The sequence below is a fragment of the Fictibacillus sp. 23RED33 genome (assembly GCF_015903925.1).
In the GTDB taxonomy this organism is placed as follows: Bacteria; Bacillota; Bacilli; order Bacillales; family Fictibacillaceae; genus Fictibacillus; species Fictibacillus phosphorivorans.
The window spans coordinates 115,259-133,948 of sequence record NZ_JACZDX010000008.1; the positions used below are offsets into that span (position 1 = coordinate 115,259).

The 18,690-nt window shown below is 35.1% G+C and carries 16 protein-coding genes and 3 pseudogenes; 10 read left to right on the forward strand and 9 right to left on the reverse strand.

The genetic code is table 11. The features are described from left to right. Nucleotides 1-18: 18 nt before the first annotated feature. A complete protein-coding gene (locus IHV09_RS19485) occupies nucleotides 19-588 on the forward strand; it encodes a recombinase family protein (protein ID WP_197265288.1) in 570 nt (189 codons plus the stop codon). Nucleotide 589: 1 nt separating this feature from the next. Beyond that, nucleotides 590-907, forward strand: a pseudogene (locus IHV09_RS19490) (DUF4158 domain-containing protein); the annotation flags it as partial. 206 nt (nucleotides 908-1,113) lie between these two features. Here IHV09_RS19490 and IHV09_RS19495 read toward each other — a convergent pair. The 6 genes from IHV09_RS19495 to IHV09_RS19520 form a co-directional block, all read right to left on the reverse strand. Next, nucleotides 1,114-3,243 (reverse strand): heavy metal translocating P-type ATPase, encoded by a 2,130-nt coding sequence (locus tag IHV09_RS19495; RefSeq protein WP_017474135.1) that lies wholly within the window; start codon nucleotides 3,241-3,243, stop codon nucleotides 1,114-1,116. Continuing rightward, entirely contained in the window at nucleotides 3,236-3,604 is a 369-nt protein-coding gene (locus tag IHV09_RS19500; protein WP_017474136.1) for an ArsR/SmtB family transcription factor, read from the reverse strand. Before IHV09_RS19500 ends, IHV09_RS19495 begins: the two co-directional genes overlap by 8 nt. Before the next feature lie 200 nt (nucleotides 3,605-3,804). Continuing rightward, complete coding sequence (locus IHV09_RS19505) at nucleotides 3,805-4,380, reverse strand: recombinase family protein (protein WP_197265289.1); 576 nt, start codon at nucleotides 4,378-4,380, stop codon at nucleotides 3,805-3,807. Between the two features lie 155 nt (nucleotides 4,381-4,535). Further along, complete coding sequence (locus IHV09_RS19510; RefSeq protein ID WP_197192268.1) at nucleotides 4,536-5,348, reverse strand: AAA family ATPase; 813 nt, start codon at nucleotides 5,346-5,348, stop codon at nucleotides 4,536-4,538. After that, a complete protein-coding gene (locus IHV09_RS19515; RefSeq protein WP_197192267.1) occupies nucleotides 5,341-6,789 on the reverse strand; it encodes a Mu transposase C-terminal domain-containing protein in 1,449 nt (482 codons plus the stop codon). Before IHV09_RS19515 ends, IHV09_RS19510 begins: the two co-directional genes overlap by 8 nt. Before the next feature lie 20 nt (nucleotides 6,790-6,809). Further along, nucleotides 6,810-7,364: a recombinase family protein gene (locus tag IHV09_RS19520; protein WP_197192281.1), complete on the reverse strand. Its 555-nt coding sequence runs from the start codon at nucleotides 7,362-7,364 to the stop codon at nucleotides 6,810-6,812. 492 nt (nucleotides 7,365-7,856) lie between these two features. Between IHV09_RS19520 and IHV09_RS19525 the strand changes: the two genes are divergently transcribed. Both IHV09_RS19525 and IHV09_RS19530 read left to right on the forward strand, forming a co-directional pair. Then, nucleotides 7,857-8,945, forward strand: a complete 1,089-nt coding sequence (locus tag IHV09_RS19525) for a polysaccharide deacetylase family protein (RefSeq protein ID WP_197192266.1) — start codon at nucleotides 7,857-7,859, stop codon at nucleotides 8,943-8,945. A 343-nt stretch (nucleotides 8,946-9,288) separates the two neighbouring features. After that, a complete protein-coding gene (locus tag IHV09_RS19530; RefSeq protein WP_197265290.1) occupies nucleotides 9,289-9,768 on the forward strand; it encodes an EamA family transporter in 480 nt (159 codons plus the stop codon). Between the two features lie 71 nt (nucleotides 9,769-9,839). On the opposite strand, the pseudogene IHV09_RS19535 reads toward IHV09_RS19530, so the two are convergent. Then, nucleotides 9,840-10,529: pseudogene (locus IHV09_RS19535) on the reverse strand (Tn3 family transposase); the annotation flags it as partial. Between the two features lie 151 nt (nucleotides 10,530-10,680). On the opposite strand from IHV09_RS19535, the gene IHV09_RS19540 reads away from it, so the two are divergent. From IHV09_RS19540 to IHV09_RS19565, 6 genes are all read left to right on the forward strand, one after another. Beyond that, entirely contained in the window at nucleotides 10,681-11,769 is a 1,089-nt protein-coding gene (locus IHV09_RS19540; protein ID WP_019379926.1) for a tyrosine-type recombinase/integrase, read from the forward strand. Beyond that, complete coding sequence (locus IHV09_RS19545) at nucleotides 11,769-13,805, forward strand: tyrosine-type recombinase/integrase (protein ID WP_019379927.1); 2,037 nt, start codon at nucleotides 11,769-11,771, stop codon at nucleotides 13,803-13,805. Before IHV09_RS19540 ends, IHV09_RS19545 begins: the two co-directional genes overlap by 1 nt. Beyond that, on the forward strand, nucleotides 13,798-14,181 hold the full coding sequence (locus tag IHV09_RS19550; RefSeq protein ID WP_019379928.1) for a DUF6262 family protein: 384 nt from the start codon (nucleotides 13,798-13,800) through the stop codon (nucleotides 14,179-14,181). The genes IHV09_RS19545 and IHV09_RS19550 overlap by 8 nt, the downstream gene beginning before the upstream one ends. Nucleotides 14,182-14,388: 207 nt before the next feature. Beyond that, a complete protein-coding gene (gene merR1 / locus IHV09_RS19555; RefSeq protein WP_019379929.1) occupies nucleotides 14,389-14,784 on the forward strand; it encodes a mercury resistance transcriptional regulator MerR1 in 396 nt (131 codons plus the stop codon). Nucleotides 14,785-14,840: 56 nt separating this feature from the next. Then, nucleotides 14,841-15,299 carry a putative iron-sulfur cluster-binding metallochaperone gene (locus tag IHV09_RS19560; protein ID WP_019379930.1) on the forward strand — a complete coding sequence of 153 codons (459 nt, stop codon included), beginning with the start codon at nucleotides 14,841-14,843 and terminating at the stop codon, nucleotides 15,297-15,299. Nucleotides 15,300-15,308: 9 nt separating this feature from the next. Next, complete coding sequence (locus IHV09_RS19565; RefSeq protein ID WP_019379931.1) at nucleotides 15,309-15,767, forward strand: NUDIX domain-containing protein; 459 nt, start codon at nucleotides 15,309-15,311, stop codon at nucleotides 15,765-15,767. A 275-nt stretch (nucleotides 15,768-16,042) separates the two neighbouring features. Here the strand turns inward: IHV09_RS19565 and IHV09_RS19570 are convergent. Then, nucleotides 16,043-18,319 (reverse strand): annotated as a pseudogene (locus IHV09_RS19570) (Tn3 family transposase); the annotation flags it as partial. Nucleotides 18,320-18,341: 22 nt separating this feature from the next. After that, nucleotides 18,342-18,690, reverse strand: a 349-nt coding sequence (locus IHV09_RS19575; protein ID WP_197265291.1) for a recombinase family protein, incomplete at its 5' end; no start/stop codon positions are given.

Below are 18,690 nucleotides of genomic sequence, written 5' to 3' on the forward strand. Positions count from 1 at the left end.
AAAAAGGGGGGATTCTTGTTGAAATTTGGATATGCACGTGTCAGTACACAAGATCAGTCATTATCGTTACAACTCGATGCATTGACTTACTACGGAGTGGACCAGACTTTTGAAGAAAAGGAATCAGGCAAGAGAAAAAACCGTCCGCAGCTTGACGAGCTTCTTAAAGTTTTGCGTAAAGGCGACACGGTAGTTGTCTATAAATTAGACCGTATCAGTCGTAGTACCAAACATTTAATTGAGCTTATGGAACATTTTGAAGCAAAGGGTATTCATTTTGTCTCCATACAAGACAAGATTGACACAACAACTGCTATGGGACGATTCTTTTTTAGAATGTTGGCCAGCATAGCAGAATTAGAACGAGATATTATTAGTGAACGAACGAAAGATGGATTGACGGCTGCTAGAGCTAGAGGAAGAAACGGAGGCAGACCGAAGGTTGATTTAAAGAAAATAGAACTTGCTATAAAAATGTACGAAAGCAAAGATTACTCTTTATCTCAAATTAAGACGGCAACAGGGATTGGAGCGACAACCTTATATCGTTATCTAGAAAAGAAAAAGATATCTAGCAAGGAGCTGTAGCATGAGAGGGAAAGAATTACTAACAGAAGATCAAAGAACGGAATTTGTACGAATTCCAGCTGATATGAGCGAAGGTGAACTAGAAACTTATTATACTTTTTCACAATATGACCTTGAAATTATAAAACGACACAGAAGAGATCATAATCGATTAGGCTTTGCTGTTCAATTATGTGTTCTACGCTATCCCGGATGGTCCCTTTCAGATGTTGGACCTATTCCAGATTACATAATCGAATACATAGCTAGACAAATAAATGTTAATCCTAATTCATTTTCTTTATATGCCCAACGAGAGCCAACTAAACATGAGCATATGGGGTAGCGTCAGGAAAATGCGGATTTACAACGCTAAGGAAATTCCCATACTAAAAAGCCAAATTTCTCAACATCAATTGAGAAATTTGGCTTTTTCCGTTGCTCAGTTAAAGCGTCCTTTAGTTGTATATTTCCTGTTAATATCCCTTTTGAAGCATAACATTGTTTTCAATGATCGCACCCGATAGTTGACGCCCATTTTAGAACCTATTCTTTGATTTTCAATAAGCGTAAACTGTTTAATGTTACAAGTAAAGTTGCTCCCATATCAGCAAATATAGCTATCCAAAGTGTTAACCAACCGGGCATGACCAAAAGTAATGCCACTAATTTAATCGCCAAAGAGAAGGTAATGTTTTGCTTGATGATTGCTAAAGCCTTACGGCTTAATTTTATTGTATATGGCAATTTACTCAAATCATCAGACATTAAGGCGATGTCAGCCGTTTCTAAAGCTGTATCAGTTCCAGCACCACCCATTGCTACACCAACGGTAGATGCCGCAAGGGCTGGAGCATCATTCACGCCATCTCCGACCATCCCCACACTTTGATGTTTTTCTCGAAGTTCTTTAATAAAATTAAGCTTATCTTCTGGAAGTAAGTCAGCTTTAATATCCGAAACACCAACTTGTTTTCCGATGGCTGTTGCCGTTCTTTGGTTATCGCCTGTTAGCATCACTGTTTCGATTCCCATATTGTTCAACTTGCCGATAACTTCTTTAGACGATTCCCTCATTTCATCGGCTACGGCAATAAACGAAAGAATTTCTTTTTCTGTTCCTAACACCATCACCGTTTTACCTTGAGTTTGCATATCGGCAATTTTTTCTTTCCTATCGCTTGAAATGCTTCCGTGTAATTCCTCAAAAAGATTTGGACTTCCCACATAATACATTTCATTATTTATTTTGGCTTTAACGCCTTTACCTGTAATGGATTGAAAATCCTCTACTGTTACTTCGTTGAATTTTAATCCATTTTCTTCTGCTTTTCGCATAATCGCTGAAGCAAGAGGGTGCTGTGATCCTTTTTCAATGGCTGCTGTTATGGTCATTAATTCATTTTCATTTCTACCATATGTCACAATGTCTGTTACAGCAGGAATCCCTTTGGTTAATGTTCCTGTTTTATCAAAGGCTATCGCTTTTAAGTGTCCTGCTTCTTCTAAATGGATACCACCTTTAATTAAAACACCATTTTTCGCTGCATTTCCTATTGCTGTAACCACAGCAACTGGAGTTGAGACTACTAAGGCACAAGGACAACCAACCACTAATACAGCTAAGCCTTGATAAATCCATTGGCTCCAGTCTCCGCCAAATAATGGTGGAACTACCGCAATTAAAAGAGCTAGTATGACAATAGCTGGTGTATAGTATTTTGCAAATTTATCGACAAACGCTTGAGAAGGGGCCCGTTCTGCTTGGGCTTCTTCTACCAAGTGAATGATTTTTGAAAGAGTAGTATCTTCAACTCGTTTTGTTACTTTAACCTCAAGTAACCCTTCTTCATTCAAGGTTCCTGCAAATACTTCATCATTTGTGGTTTTCGTTACTGGAACACTTTCACCTGTAATCGCAGCCTGATTTAATGTCGATGTACCTTTAACCACTATTCCATCCATTGCTAACTTTTGACCGGGCTTAACAATCATGATGTCTCCAACTTGAATATCATCAACATGAATCATCATTTCTTCATTGCCTCGTCGAATTAACGCTTCTTTTGGGGCAATATCCATTAAAGATTCAATAGATTGACGTGCTTTATCCATTGAATAACGCTCTAATGCTTCACTAATCGCAAATAGGATAACAACGGTTGCCCCTTCACCCCATTCACCAATGATTGCAGCTCCTATAATTGCAATAGTCATAAGCGTATTCATATCGAAATTTAATCTGCTTAGATTTTTGAGACCTTTAATGAATAACGAATATCCACCGATTAAAATGGACGCTGCATAACCAATTGTCGGTAGAACATGCTCTTCACCATACTGCTCTCCTAAGAACCAGCTAACTACAAGTAAAAGAGCTGATATATATACCTTAATGTTTTCTTTCTGCTTCCAAAAAGGTTCTCGTTCTACCCTTTGTTCTTTTTCATCTCGAATTTTTAAATTTTCAAATGCTCCTGCTTTTTCTAATTCTTCAATGGTTGTCGTCCCTTTAACATAAACTTTAGATGCTCCGAAATTTACTTTCGCATCCTGAACACCGGGAAGTTCTTTAACATTATTTTCAAAAATGGCTGCACAGTTAGTACAAGTAAATCCTTGAACACGATAGGCTTTCATTTCTTCTTCAGACAGTTTTGCTTTCCCACTAGACATTGATCTTCACCTCTTTCTTATGTGCCAATGCAATCATCATAATTTGTCTGATATGCTCATCATCTAATGAATAAAATGCAAGTTTTCCCTCTTTTCGAAACTTAACAATCCCTTGCTTATGGAGCGTTCGCAGGTGATGAGAGGCATTTGCAACCGTAACACCTATAATATTTGCTATATCACACACACACAGTTCGTCATCTTGACATAAAGCATAGGTAATTTTTGCTCTATTTTCATCTGCAATAGCTTTTAACATTTGGGCAACACTAGAAATATCTACTGTCTGTAAATTACCTTGTATTCGATTGACCTTTTCTTCGTCGTAACAATAAATTTCACAAGTATCTTTCTTAATCACATTCTCACCCCAATATCATTCAAGTGTTTATTTGAATATAGTATAACCATTTTTAATAATTCATTCAAGTGTTTGTTTGAATGAGTAAAAAAATTCATAAAAAAAGAATTGGAGTACCCAATTCTAATAACAAAATAACCAAACTGCATAAGACTTAAAGTACATAACATTATCTGGCCAATTAATGGAATAGGACTGAACTATTTGTTCTCTTCCGATAGCTTTCTATATAATGAAGCCCTAGACACATTTGTAATTTCACAAATTTGATTTACAGTCATATTTCCTTCTTTATATAGCTTTACTGCATAATTCATTCCCGCATGATTTTTATGATATTTCTTTATCCGACCTTTAAACTTTCCTTCTTTCTTAGCCAGCTCAATCCCTTCACGTTGACGCATACGGATAAGATCTCTCTCTAACTGGTTAACACCAGCCATTACTGTAATTAAGAATTGGCTGTATGGATTATCCTCTGATAAATCTAGCCATGTATCCTTGAGTGATTTTAAGCTGGCTTTTTTCCTTCGTATGTAATCGATCAATTCAAATAAATCTTGTGTACTACGAGTAATTCGAGTTAAATCTGTAACATAAATGGTGTCACCATCTTGTAAGTCCTCTAACATTTTTTGAAGTTGCTCACGTTCCTTCGTTGCCCCAGAAACTTTTTCTTCGTATATAATATCCATTCCGAATTCGCTTAGCTGCTGAAATTGTCTTGAAGGGTTTTGATTAGTTGAACTGACACGTACATAACCAATTTTCCGCAAAATATCACCTCACTTTTGAGACAAGTCTTATGAGACGCTCTTAACTATGATGTAAATTTAGGTGTTATTTTGCACCTGTTTTAAGCTCTTTTTTGCACTATAAGTAAACATAAAAAAAGCTATTTCTATTATTAAGAGATAGCTTTCTGTTATGTTTATTTAATCCCAATAACTAAACTGTCTCGTGCTGCTTCAACAACTTCTGTAGTAATAGTATCAAGATGATTAATTTCAAGTATTCTCTCAATCTGAGTGAAAAGTCTCTGGATCAGCCTAAAGTTTCCCCCTGTGATCTTAATGATGCTGGTGATTGCCTCATAATCAGAAAAATCTTCTAGCTTTATAGACAGTCCTAATTCTTCCCATTTATACTCCAAAATATGATGTGTTTCATCCTTACTAAGTTTATCAAATTCATGAGCAAATCCTATTCTAGAGTAGAGTTGAGGATATCGAGCTAATCGTTTCTCAATGCCGGGCATTCCAATTAGTATCATTGCTAAGTCATTTCGATCATAAATATCTCTAAGTTGTTCTAAATTCTGCACTTTTAAGCGGTCTATTTCATCAACAATAATCAGGTCAATATCTTCAAATGCATTTGTAAAATACTCTTCTTCTGCACCTCTAGTAATCACCTTATACATACTTCTTACCATATTTATTCTGGTTCCGATAGTATGAATCTCTTCAGTCATTTTAGTAGCCCGTACTGCTGGAGCTGTATAAAAAATTGTTCTTGCATCTAAAATCTTTTCATCTGCATCTAATCCAATTTCATTTGCTTTTTTATAAGCTATTTGCTTTTCAATAGAATCCCAATTCGAATAATACCTTGAGGATAACGTTTTTCCAACGCCAGGTAGTCCATAACAAATCCCTATGTATTTATATTTAATACACGCATCACAAAACTCTGCAAACCTTTTATATTCTTTTGTTTTAATAAATTTCTGCACTTTATTCATTAAAATACCTCTTAAGTTTTGACTTTTTTGTATCAGAGATATTAGGCTGACCCTTTATATCCTTTTGCTTTGCAATGACGATTTCTTCTACAACCGATTTCTTAGGTTCCAATTGTTTTTTAAAATTTTTTCTTATTTTATTTCGTGCAGAAACAATGTCTTTCAAGTCCACCGTATAATCAGAAATTTCGGGAGAAATGGCAGTACATAAGTATTTATCTTTATAAAACACTCGGATCTCTGCAATATCTCTAGGATCATAACGAATTACTACGGTTTCACCAACGTATGCTGCTAAGTTTGTATCTATATATCTCAATCCTTGAAAGTGAATACCATCTGAATGAACTTTTCTCGGTTTTGCTACATTTAATAATAGTAAATCCAAACTTTCTAAACTTTCTGGCATATTAGGAAGAAATCCCGAATTATTCCATGCAAGTATCGGTTCTTTTTTTGTTGTACCATGAACCCTGTGATGATAGTTATATAAGATGAAATTTGCAAACTTTTCATCTAGTTCTTTAAGGGTGAGAAGTGAAGTGCTATTTTGATTGACCAAATAACCCGGTAAATCTTGTAGGAACAATTGATTGACTGTTAAAAAGAATCTTTCTATTTTCCCTCGTCCTCTTGGTACACCTACTGTTGAAAAGACTAAATTGATTTTTAAATCAATTCCCACTTGCTCTAAATGGTTGGATGTAAAATCACTTCCATGGTCTGTATAAAATTTTTCGGGGATACCACATATTGGCCAATCGGGATTACTCTTTTTCCATATGGCTTGGTGTAAGACCAAAGATGTGTGTATAGCAGAGGGTGCTTGAAAGGTTAAAAAATATCCAGCGACTGCTCGACTATAATCATCTAAAATAATTGTCAGCCAAGGTCTTTCTGGTTTTCCTTTTTCATTTAAAACGATAATATCTAATGGGGTATGATCGGCTTGCCAAATCTCATTAGGGTAATTAGCCTCTCGTCGGTGAATCAAGTCATAATTGTTTTGATATTCTTTTTTTCCTTCATAGGCTAATTTCTTTAAGCCTGGTGAAAGAGATTTAGAAATAGAGTAAACTTGATAATAACTAGGTTGTTTCCAGTTGTTCCTTTTGCAAGTCTCACCTATCTTCCTATGAATAGAAGTGACTGAGTTTCCTTTGTGATTAAGTATCAAATTCTGAATCTCTTCCAACACTTTTTTTTCTACTTTAAAACTTCCCGACTCTTTTCGATTTTTTCGAATCAAGCCTTTTAATCCGAATTGTTTGTACTTACTAATCCAATATTGTAGTGTTCGTATCGAGATATCTGATTCCTCAGCAATTGCTTTTAAACTTTTCTCGTTGTTAAGATATGGATCGATTAACCTGTATTTATCCATAGCTTTTTGTCTCTGATCTTCTGAATAAGCTGTTAATGGAGGATGTTCATTCGGCATAGATATCAAACCCTTTCGATTTATTGTCTTTCTAAATAGCGATAAATCGTCGTGCGAGACACGCCCCACTTTTCTGCAACATCTTTTATCGGTGTACCACTTTCAATCAAAGCCTTCATCATTTCAATATCTTTCGGTCCATACTTCTCCGGGCGCCCACCTAGCCGCCCACGCGCCCTTGCAGCTACTCGTCCTGCAACTGAGCGTTCCTCGATCAAATTACGTTCAAATTCTGCAAACGCTGCGAATAAGTGAAACATCAATTGCCCCGTTGCATTGCGCTTGTCCATTGATAGGTTTTCTTGCAGACTATGAAAGCCAACACCTCGTTCATTTAAACTGTTCACAATTTGAATTAAATCTTGCATGTTACGTCCTAGTCGGTCCAATCGCCAAACGACAATTGTATCGCCTTCACGTGCATATTGAAGTGCTTCCTCTAAACCGGGACGTTGTTTTTTTGTACCACTCATCTTATCCTGAAAAATTTTCATGCAACCATGTTTCGTTAACGCATCATTTTGTAAATCTAAATTTTGTAATCCTGTTGACACACGTGCATATCCAATTAACACCAATTATCACTCTTTCTTATTATTGATCTGGTTTAATTGTACCATAAGATGAAAATCAATAGGTTATTGAACATAGAATGATGAACAGAGTTTTATTACATTCAAACCAATAAAAAGGAGACCCTTTCTAATCAAATACAAGCGTGTTCAGAAAAGGGAGGAGTTTTGTAACAAATAATTGGGTTTAAGAAATATTGGCAGCTTGCATTTTTGATAAAGAACTTTTTTAAAATTTTGTTCCGCAATCGGGCCAGATAATGGAATAACAAGTAATAACTTATTTGGATTTTTTATGTTATTGAGAGTGTGAAAAATTAAAGAGCTTTTTAGAATCCTTCTAGTTAGCCTCTCGGAAATTATCTGCAGTGATAATATTATCGCTCATACTCTTATGACGCTCTCTATTATTTCCAATAAAAAACTGTTTTGTAATTTATGTTTTGTTGGTAAAATCCTTTCTGTAAGAAAAAGAAAAACACACAGGGGGATTCAATGATTAAAGTTAGCAAATTGGAAGGGAAAAGAACAATTTTGGCCATTCTTCTCATTTCCTTCATCATAACTGGTCTTTTTGGAGTAGCGCCAGCCAAGGCTGCTACAGTTTCATCTGCTTATTTTTCTGTGGATGGTCAACTCATTAAGACGACCTACTATATGCAAAATGGCCGTGTTATGGTACCAGATCTATTCTTCAAGCACACAGGTGCTACTGTTGACAAGAATGAGAAATACAACTCTATTGCTGTTGAGAGAAATAATATTGTTGCTCTCCCATTGGAAAAGGCATACATGGACTACTACGTGAAAGAAAAAAATAAGTGGATTCGCGAGTACCATGCTATTACAACAACTGTTATCAATGGTCGTCCATACATTCCATTATTGGTAACTGCACAAAAATTAGGCATGACAGTTACCTACGATTCAAAAATCAATCGAACCTATATTCAAACAAACACTCCAGTAGAGAACAAGCCAATCGCTATCGAAAAAGGAGATACAACGGAAAAGAAAATTGCCTTAACTTTCGATGATGGTCCAGACAAAATTATTACACCTCAAATTTTAGATATATTAAAAGAAAAAGGTGTACCAGCTACGTTTTTTGTAGTTGGAGAGCAAGTTTCTTATTTTCCGCAGTTGGCTAAAAGGATGGTAGATGATGGTCATACCATTGCAAACCATACATGGAATCATCCTGAATTATCCAAACTATATACTGCTCAAGTCATCCAACAGATTTCATCTACCAATGAAATCATTGAAAGGGTGACAGGAGTGAAGGCTACTTTATTAAGACCACCTTATGGAGACTATACTGCAGCTGATGCTCTTGTATTTGAAAAACTTGGATTTAAAAACATCATGTGGTCTGTTGATACAATTGATTATAGTGGTAAATCAGCAGAGGAAATTCTTACTATTGTGCATAGGGATAAATCTCCAGGAGGAATTGTCCTCCAGCACAACTTCCAAAACACCAAATTACAAGGCACAGTTGATGCGCTACCACAGATGATTGACCAATTAAGAGCAGAAGGCTATGAGTTTGTAACAATTGACAACTTATTGGCAAAATAAAAGATTAATCTTTTTATGTTAATGGGTGTTAGGTCGCGCCTACACCTGTATTGACCGGATAATTCAAACCCCTCGTTGACTTTAAAAAGTCAACGAGGGGTTTTTTCTGTTTGTACAGATGTAAAACAGCTTTAGAATGAGTAATTTATTAACGCTATTGACATGCATTACAGCTCTTGCGCTTTTTATTCCGCAATCGGGCGCAATTCTGTAGCAAGAATTGTGCTCTTTGTTCATATTAGGGCCAGATTGTTGAATAACGCCTATGAGGAAAAATTTGATATTCATGTTAAAATTAGAATGATTTTTATAATATATACATAGGAAATTGAGGAATATAAAAATGGGGCCTAAAGAGAATATTTCTGAAAAACGAACTTATACAATAGGTGTAATTGCGCTATTGTTATCAGCTTTATTAACTGCAACTAGTCAAGTATTTTACGCAAGCCGTGTACAAAATGGGCATCCATTTGTATTTACGGGCATCAGTTTCTTTTTGACTGCTTGCTTTTTTTCCTTTTTTGCGAGAAATCAAAAGGTAGAATATAAATGGAAATCAACATGGCAATCGCTGCTTAAGTTAAATTTGGCCTCTGTACTAGCCTTTATGGGATTTTACTATGCATTGAAATTCATTGAACCAGCAATCGTTAGTTCGCTTGAAATGGGGTTAGGACCATTATTTGTCATCTTCCTTGCATTAACACAGCGACAGATTGTCGCTAAAGAGCAGTGGGGAATTGCACTGGGTACTTTGTTAGCATGCTTCTTATTAATCATTTCTATCTTTAATGGGGGTACCGCCAACATTTTGACATAAAACCCACGCTAAGACATTTTTTTCCATAAAAAAACCGATATCTCTTACTCTAAGAGTACCGGTTTAGGATTTTATCGGTCTAAGGATCTTAAAGAGCTGAGTCCTGTCATTCTTTTTAAGTCAAAAGTGTATTCTCCTAAAAAGTTAATATGTTCCCATCCTAATGGTGAAATATGTTTTATCATCTGATTTTGTAATATCCCTTTTTCCTTCATAACTTTTGTAGCTTCTGTGAGATAAACTGTGTTCCAAACACTTATGGCATTAATTAATATATTTAAAGCACTTGCTCGCTGAAGCTGGTCTTGTAATGCTCTTTCCCTAAGTTCACCTCGTTTTCCAAAAAATAAGGCTCGTGCTAATGCATTCATTGCCTCTCCTTTGTTTAATCCACGTTGAATTCGGCGACGTATCGCTTCATTTGAAATATAGTCTAAAATAAAGATTGTTTTTTCAATCCTACCCATTTCACGGAGTGCTGTAGCCAAACGATTTTGCCTTGAATACGACCCCAACTTACCCATAATAAGTGAACCAGAAACTTTCCCTTCTCGAATGGAATGGGCTAAACGTAAAACGTCATCATAGTTTTCAAGAATAACCTTTGTATTAATACGCCCTCGTAGTAATTTTTCTATTCTTGGAAATTCCCCAGGTTTATCTATTACATATAGTCGAGTATCAGACAGATCTCGAAGCCTAGGTGCAAAACGAAAACCAAGAAGATGACTCAGACCAAAAACTTGATCGGTATAACCAGCTTTAATTGAACTAGTATTAGAAGTAGTTATTAACGTATCTTATGTTATCAACTACTTCTTTTTCATTTCTTTATAGATTCATTATGTATACTATGAATTTTATGGATACATAGTATCTAACGAAATGATTTTAGACCATGGGGGGATAATTTTGAAAGTACAAGAAGTTCTCATTCATGAGAAGAAAAGATTTCTGTTAATTGACAATGGGGGGTATCCAGTTACTTCAGTTGCAAAGTATATAAAGTATTTAGATAACATTGGAAAAGCTGAAAGCACACTAAAGTCATACTGTTATCATCTAAAGCTTTACTTTCAATTCCTAGAGGAGTGTGGATTAGAATATCAAGAAGTAAACCTTGATATTTTGGCTCAATTCATCGGTTGGCTGAGAATTCCTGATCAATCAACAAAAGTCACTTATTTTGAAGAAACCTTGGCGAAACGATCAGAAAAAACGGTTAATACCATCATAACGTGTGTAATAGGGTTCTATGACTATTTGTCTCGTAGCGAGGATTATGGGGGAAATGTAAATGATCAATTAAAAAAGCAAGTCCCCGGTCGTTTTAAGCCTTTTAAACCTTTCCTTCATCACATTACAAAAGGGAATTCTTATGATAAAAACATTTTAAAGATTAAGGAACCAAAGCGTTTAATCAAAACATTGAGTAAAAATCAAATCCAAGTGATCCATGATGCGTGCAGTAATATACGAGATGAATTATTATTCCGTATTTTATATGAAGGGGGATTACGGATTGGAGAGGCCCTTTCTCTGTGGGTAGAGGATTTTGATATAGGTAAAAATGCTATTACGGTTAGGAAATCCAAAACATCCGATGGAGAAAAACGAAAAGTTTATGTATCTATTGAGACTATGAATCTCTTTCAAGATTATCTAATAGACTTTCATTCTTACGAAATTGATAGCAATTATGTTTTTATCTCCTTAACTGGACCTAATCGTGGTAAACCAATGACTGATGGTTCTGTTCGTTCCTTAATTAAAAGGATGAAGAAAAAAACAGAAATAGATTTTACCCCTCATATGCTCCGGCATACATATGCCACAGAGTTACATGCAGCAGGAGTAGATATTGCCATCATACAGAGGTTATTAGGGCATGCACACGTTCAAACAACCATACAGACTTATATCCATTCATCCGATGAAACCATACGTGAAAGCTGGAAACAAGCTCAATCAAATAAAAAAATGGGAAGAAGAGATAAATAATGATACATGGCACATTCAAAGTAAAACCCCTTCCCCACCATCTGGAACAGATAAATGAACCATTACTTGGATATTGGGCAAATGATGTGTGGAATGTACAAGAATGCCCCTTCTTGGATAAACATTATGATTGGAATAGAAAATTGATTTTTGATAAGGTACACAATCTTAGATTAAAAAATGAACTAAAATATTATTTTTATAAGGGGTTACAGGAGACAAGGATTTCGATTATCTATGCTTTTATGCATTATTCTCCATGTCTTAAAGTTTTTACAGAATTCATCTCTCGATATTATGCTAATTTAGATTCTATTATTGATATTCCGAAAGAAAAGTTTCTAATAGAATATCGAACATTTCTTGTAGAGAAAGGAAAATCAGTTGAGATTGTACACCGGAAAAAGTCATCACCATGGATGTCACCAACAGTTCAACCATCATTGTATATTAGACTATTTCTTCAAGTTTATGATTTTTATTATCACTTTTATGATGAACGAGAAGAAACAGATAAAGATTGTTGGGATGTACGAAAATTGAAGATTAATTATAACAATACAATCAGTAGGTATTCAATAGACTTTTCGAAGGTTCCGCAACCTTATAGACAATTATTTAAAAAATATATAAAGACTCGCCTAGTTGTGCAGCAATCCATCAGCTTTTCTACAGCAATATGTTATTTAAATAGACTTTCGTTTTTCTTCACCTTTTTGAAGGATAAACATCCTGAATGGAAAGAATTAAACGACCTATCTAGAATGGATATTGAAGAGTATATTGAATACTTACGACATTCCACTATTAAAAAGGGAAAATATTTAATTAATCCAGATCACAATTATGTAAATCGTTTTTTAATAGATCTTAAAACGTTTATCTCATATATACAGAAATTCGAATGGGAAGAAGCCCCGACAAAGTCAGTTATTTCACTATTGTCAATTGAGGATATCCCTAAAAAGAAAAGAGCAAAAGCTGATGAAATTAAATATATTCCGGATGAAGTATGGGAACAGTTAGTTTTCCATATTAACGAACTTTCCTCAGAACATATACCTATAATTCTTCTAATGGAAGCTACAGGTTTTCGTATTAGTGACGTTTTATCACTTAAAATTGACTGCTTAGTAAATCAAGAAGATGGCTGGTGGATTATCGGAGATCAAAGGAAAGTAAGTTATAAAAATCATAAAGTTCCTATTTCAGAAGAAATTGCTAATGTTGTCTTAGCGCAGCAAGAACTTACAAAAAAGAGATACTCTTTGGACACGAACCCTAAGAAATATTTGTTTCCAGTACTAAAAGGGAAAAGGATGGGTAATCCCATATCGCAGGATTCCATTAAGCTGAACCTTAATAAACTAGCAAACAGATGTAATATTAAGGACAAGGATGGAGAAATTTATTGGTTTAAAAATCATGCATTTCGACACCGTTACGGTGTTAATTTGATTAATAACGGAATGAATATCCTTCATGTTCAAAAACTGATGGCACATGCCAGTCCTGAAATGACATTAGTCTATGCCCAAATTCATGACCAGACACTCCGTGATGAATGGGAAAAGGCTCGAGATAATGGCGCAGTAAGACTAGATACTCATGGAGAAGTTATTGTCGCTGATTTAGCTCAACAGGCTGAAGAAAATGGAGTTGAACTGGAGTGGATACGTCACAATATGGACTCTATTCGTTTAGATCATGGGTTTTGTGTAAAAAGCCCAAAACTTCATTGTGATTTTCTTGAACAGACCTTGGAACCACCGTGTATTAAAAACAATTGCCGAAGTTTTCACGTTGACAAGACTTTTCTCGACTATTATCAAGAACAGATATTTAAAATGGAAGCTGATATTGAAGTATACAAAAAATCCGGAAGGTTACGTTCCATTGAGTTAATTGAACCCAAATTAAAAAGATATAAAGAATTAGCAAGTGGTTTACTACATACTGGTGGTATCTTTGGTTTAGAAAAACCTAGACGTGAGTATGTTGGAGATGAACGTGAGAAGGTGATGCAAAATGTCTAATGAAAACCCAAATACCGAAGGTATTATAAAACACGCAAAGTTGAAAACGGAAAAGACCATTCAAAAAGTTGAAGAAGCGATCAAAAGGATGATAAAAAAACAACTGAAAATCAATTTTAACTCTGTATCTGCAGAATCAGGGGTTTCAAAGGCATTTCTATACAGAAATACAGAACTCCGAGATCGAATCGAAACACTTCGTAAACAACAAGAAGGTCTCCCCTCAATAAAACAAGTTAAAAGGAATATGAGTGACACATCAAAAGATGTAATTATCGCTTCCTTACGAAAGCGAGTCAAGCATTTAGAAAAGGAAAATAAAGAAATTAAAGAACAACTAAAAATTCAATTTGGGAAGATTTATGAGGGAATTTAAGTTCCAAAAATTTTCCCTTCCCAGTTTGATATTTTTGTGTAAAATGCCATTAAAAGATAAGTTGTATTCCGCAATCACGCCAAATTGCCGAATAAGGATTATTGAAAAATGGCAGTTTTTTTAAGATAGTAAGATCGATTAGTAAATAATACTTTTCTTGACCCTGTACTATGGTACAGGGTTTATACTATATATGAGGTGAGATAGATGCAATATCGTATTGGGGAACTGGCTGAGAGGTGTGGTGTTAACAAGGAGACCATTCGGTATTATGAGCGTTTAGGTTTAATTCCAGAACCTAATCGTACCAAAAAAGGATACCGAATGTTTTCCCTACAAACGGTTGATCGATTGAATTTCATAAAACGGATGCAGGAATTGGGATTTACCTTAAATGAAATTGATAAATTGCTAGGGGTTGTCGATCACAACGAAGCAAAGTGCCGTGACATATATGATTTCACTGTTCTTAAATTAGAGGACATCGAGCGTAAAATTGAAGATCTTAAAAAAATTGAACAAATGTTGATAGACCTTAAAGAAAGATGTCCTGAAAACAAAAATATTTATGAATGTCCTATTATCGAAACTTTAATGGATTAAGAAAAGAAAGCAAAAGAATTTTTATAGAAATAATAAATTGTAAAGGTGGAAGAATGATGGAAGATTGTTGTAGTAACGTTAATGAAATAAAAATTGATAGTAATGGTAATTGTCCATCATGTAAAAATAAAGCTAAAAATGTAAAATTGATTACACTAAAATCATTACTTAAACCATCTGCATTAGAAACATTAAACGCTAAAGAAAATCACTATTTTTGTTCAACTGAAGACTGTGATGTAGTCTATTTTGATACGAATAATAAAAAGTACCTTGTATCTGACATAAAGGTAGCCGTTCATCAAAAAGATGGCTCAGTAACTACACCAATTTGTTATTGTTTTGATTGGACAAAAAAAAAAATTAAACAATATTCTGAAGAAGGAATTCCCCCTAATCCAGTAGAACATATTCGTGAAAATATAAAAGAAAATCGGTGTGGGTGCGAGATAAATAATCCTCAAGGTAGTTGTTGTTTAGGAAATGTTACAAAGTTCATTAATCAATTTTCGTAGGAGGATTTTATGGATTATTGTGAAAATATGAGGGAAATGATTGGAAATTCGCCTTTGATAATAGTACGACCAAGTGTAGCTATCATGAATAATCAAGGAGAAATTTTACTGAATAGATACAAAGGTGGAACATGGAGTGTTCCCGGTGGAATATTGCAGTTAAATGAGTCAGTTGAGGAATGTATTAAAAGAAATGTACAAGATGATTTAGGGCTAACGATAAATTCATTACAATTATTTGGTGTTTATTCTGGTCTGGATCTCTATACGAAGCTAGAGGGTGGTGAAGATGAGTACCACATCGTCGCAATAGGATATTTATGTACGGACTATGAAGGTGAAGTAACGCCTGATGCAAATCAAGCAATTGAAGCTGAATTTTTTAAATTAGAACAGTTACCTGAAGAAACAGACCCTTTTATTAAGAATAAGTTGGTTGAATTAAAAGGAAAACTTGAAAAAATATAATGTAAAGGTTAATTCTTATGTTGTTCCGACATATCTCTTTTCTCTTAGGATAAAATGTTATTGCTACCCCTAATTGTGCAAAAGTGTGTATTAGTAAAATAACTTAGGGGCCTTTCGCAATACCTTCTCAATTTTCTGATATTAAGCAATCAGGCGCGATTATTGAATAGATGGCTAACGACTTTGAATCGTTAGTCATTTTTAAATCATTCTTTAAATACATGTCTATAATGAAAGAACACACTTAAATTCTAACTTTTTTATAAAAGGTATTGATAACCAGCTGTGTCTGTGTAATGTTCTTCAATATTTAATTCAGATTCATGATGCAGCAATCCATCTATGACATGAACGGCGTCACGAGCATTGGTATTAATAACTTTTGTGTAGTAAGAAGAAAACTGATCACTTGTAAAACGATAAATCGTTGCTCCTTTACCAGAACCATAATGAGGATTTGATTCTGCATGTAGAGAAGAAACGCCAACTTGTACTCTCATACCATCTGAAGAGGATGTACTTCCATCTCCCCAATATTTAGATAAAGCAAGCTGATGATGAAAATTCACAAGTGTTGCTTGAGCTTTATTCATCGCATCATCATAAAGACGCCATTGAGAAGCATGAGCCATTTGGTGATAAGTAATTCCAGGGGTAGCATCTGCCATTTTTGTTAAGCCAATATTTGTTCCCATCGCCATAATTGTGGCCATTAAAATTGACTTTTCCTCTCCTTTCGGAGGACGACCTGAAGAAGCATGAATAAATTGTTCGTCAAAGCCTGTCCAACTTGCGACTTCCATTAGAAGATCCGTTAGTTTTATCCGTGGCAACATGCTGTATAGAGATGAACTAAACATCTTTGCATCTTCAGGAGTATCCTTTTCAAGGCGGTCAATGCGAAATTTCCCCTTCTCTATACTTACACCCTCTAGTTCATCAACGTTATCGGACATGGCTTGTAATCGCTTTCTTAGAGAATCCATTCTTTCGGCCAAATATTCTTCACCAGAACTGCTTACCGCAAGCCGATTATGATGTAAACCAGTTTCTAACCATTCTTCTTTAGGGATTAGATACTCATCAAAATCTTTATGTTGTTTACTTCCACGAACAAATACATCTCCTGACCGAATGTGATTTCGTAATTCAGTTAATGCAGCCATTTCATAATAATGACGATTGATACTTCCATCATCGTCATATACATGTTTCTGCCATCTGTTAGAGACAAAACCAAGAGGGGCTCCTTCTGGAACCTTTCGTTTACCTGATTCATTCATATTTTTGATAATATCTAACGCTTCCATCAATGGCTTGGCTGATTGGGTCGATTGAAATTCTAGTGATTTAAGTAAGGTAGGCGTATATTTTCGAAGATAAAAAAACCGTTTTTCTAAAAGATCTAAATAATCATAGTCGATAGGACGTGATAATTGTTTGGCTTCTTCCACTGATGCGATAATTTTTTCCCAGGGCATGACGGTTTCTAATGTAGTAAAGGGATCCAAGCCTTCATCTCTTGCCCTAATTAGTGCAGCACCGATGTCAGCAAAATGGATGATTTTTTCATTAATTGTTTTACCGTTTTGTCTCTGCATTTCTTCTTGGGCTTTACGGCCCTTTGACTGCAAAATCATAATTTGGCGATCGTGGATTTCAATGGCTTGATCAATTAGGTCTTGGCTGAGATTTAAGAGATAAGCCACAAGAATAGCAAATTTTTTAGTCTCATTAAATCTTCGGAAGGAATGTGGTTCATATCTGGCACCTAAACGCGACAATTGAATAAGCCGGTTTGGGTGAATATCATTATTATCAATTGATAACTCAAGTTTTTTTACATATTCTAATCGTTCAATAACTTTTAAGAAAGCATCAGGTGAAGATTGTCCTGGTATTTCTTTTAACCAAGCAAGAGGTGTTTTTCCATTATCTAGAGTAGACTCCGTCATTAGAATCAATTGTTTCTTTTGCAAGGAGGATAGGGATCGGGATAATATCCTATATATTTTTTGTTCTGCTCGATGACGTGTTTGCCAAACCAGCCTTTCAATCGTCGACATAGCAGGAAGAATGATTTTTTGATTCTTCATTTCTTCGATTGCCATCTTAATCAAATACATAGAGTTATCGTTTTCCATTGCATGAGATAATAAAGAAGAGGAGATGTTACGATATTCCTTTACTGAGAAATTCTTATAACCATATTCTTTTCGAATTTCATCCATATGTTCATGCTTCGTTTGTTCCCGTCCAGCATATGATTGAAATTCCTGAGGATCTACCTTAATTTGATTGGCAATGAACTTTAAAACCGATTTTGGTATTTCTTTAACATCTGATAATGTCCATCCTGGAAAACGAAACAGACAGAGTTGAACGGCAAATCCAAGTCGATTATAGTCTCTTCTTCGGCGTTTGATCACTTCTAAATCATGTATGGATAAAGTGTAATAAGCAGCTAATTCCCACTCGCTAATATCAGCAGGAATTGTCATGAAGTCTACGCGTTGTTCAGGTGTAAGTAGTTCTCTTGCTCTCAAATACAAGATAGTTCCTCCTGTTCAATATCTATATACGTTCTATAGCTCGATACAACACGGATTTACTAACACCAGTCATATCTGATATCTCCTTTATACTGTACTCCTTAGAAGCATGTAGTTTTAATGCTCGTTCAACTAACATTGGATCCTTAATGGGTCTTCCTCCTTTTCTACCCCTACTTCTTGCAGATTGTAAGCCGGCTTTTGTACGTTCACTAATAATATCTCGTTCCAACTCAGCAATACTAGCCATGGTACGAAAGAAAAAACGGCCCATAGCAGTTGAGGTATCAATGTTGTCTCTTATTGATATAAAATTCACTTTTAACTCTTCAAAAGTCTCAGCCAATTCAATCAAGTGCTTGGTAGATCTA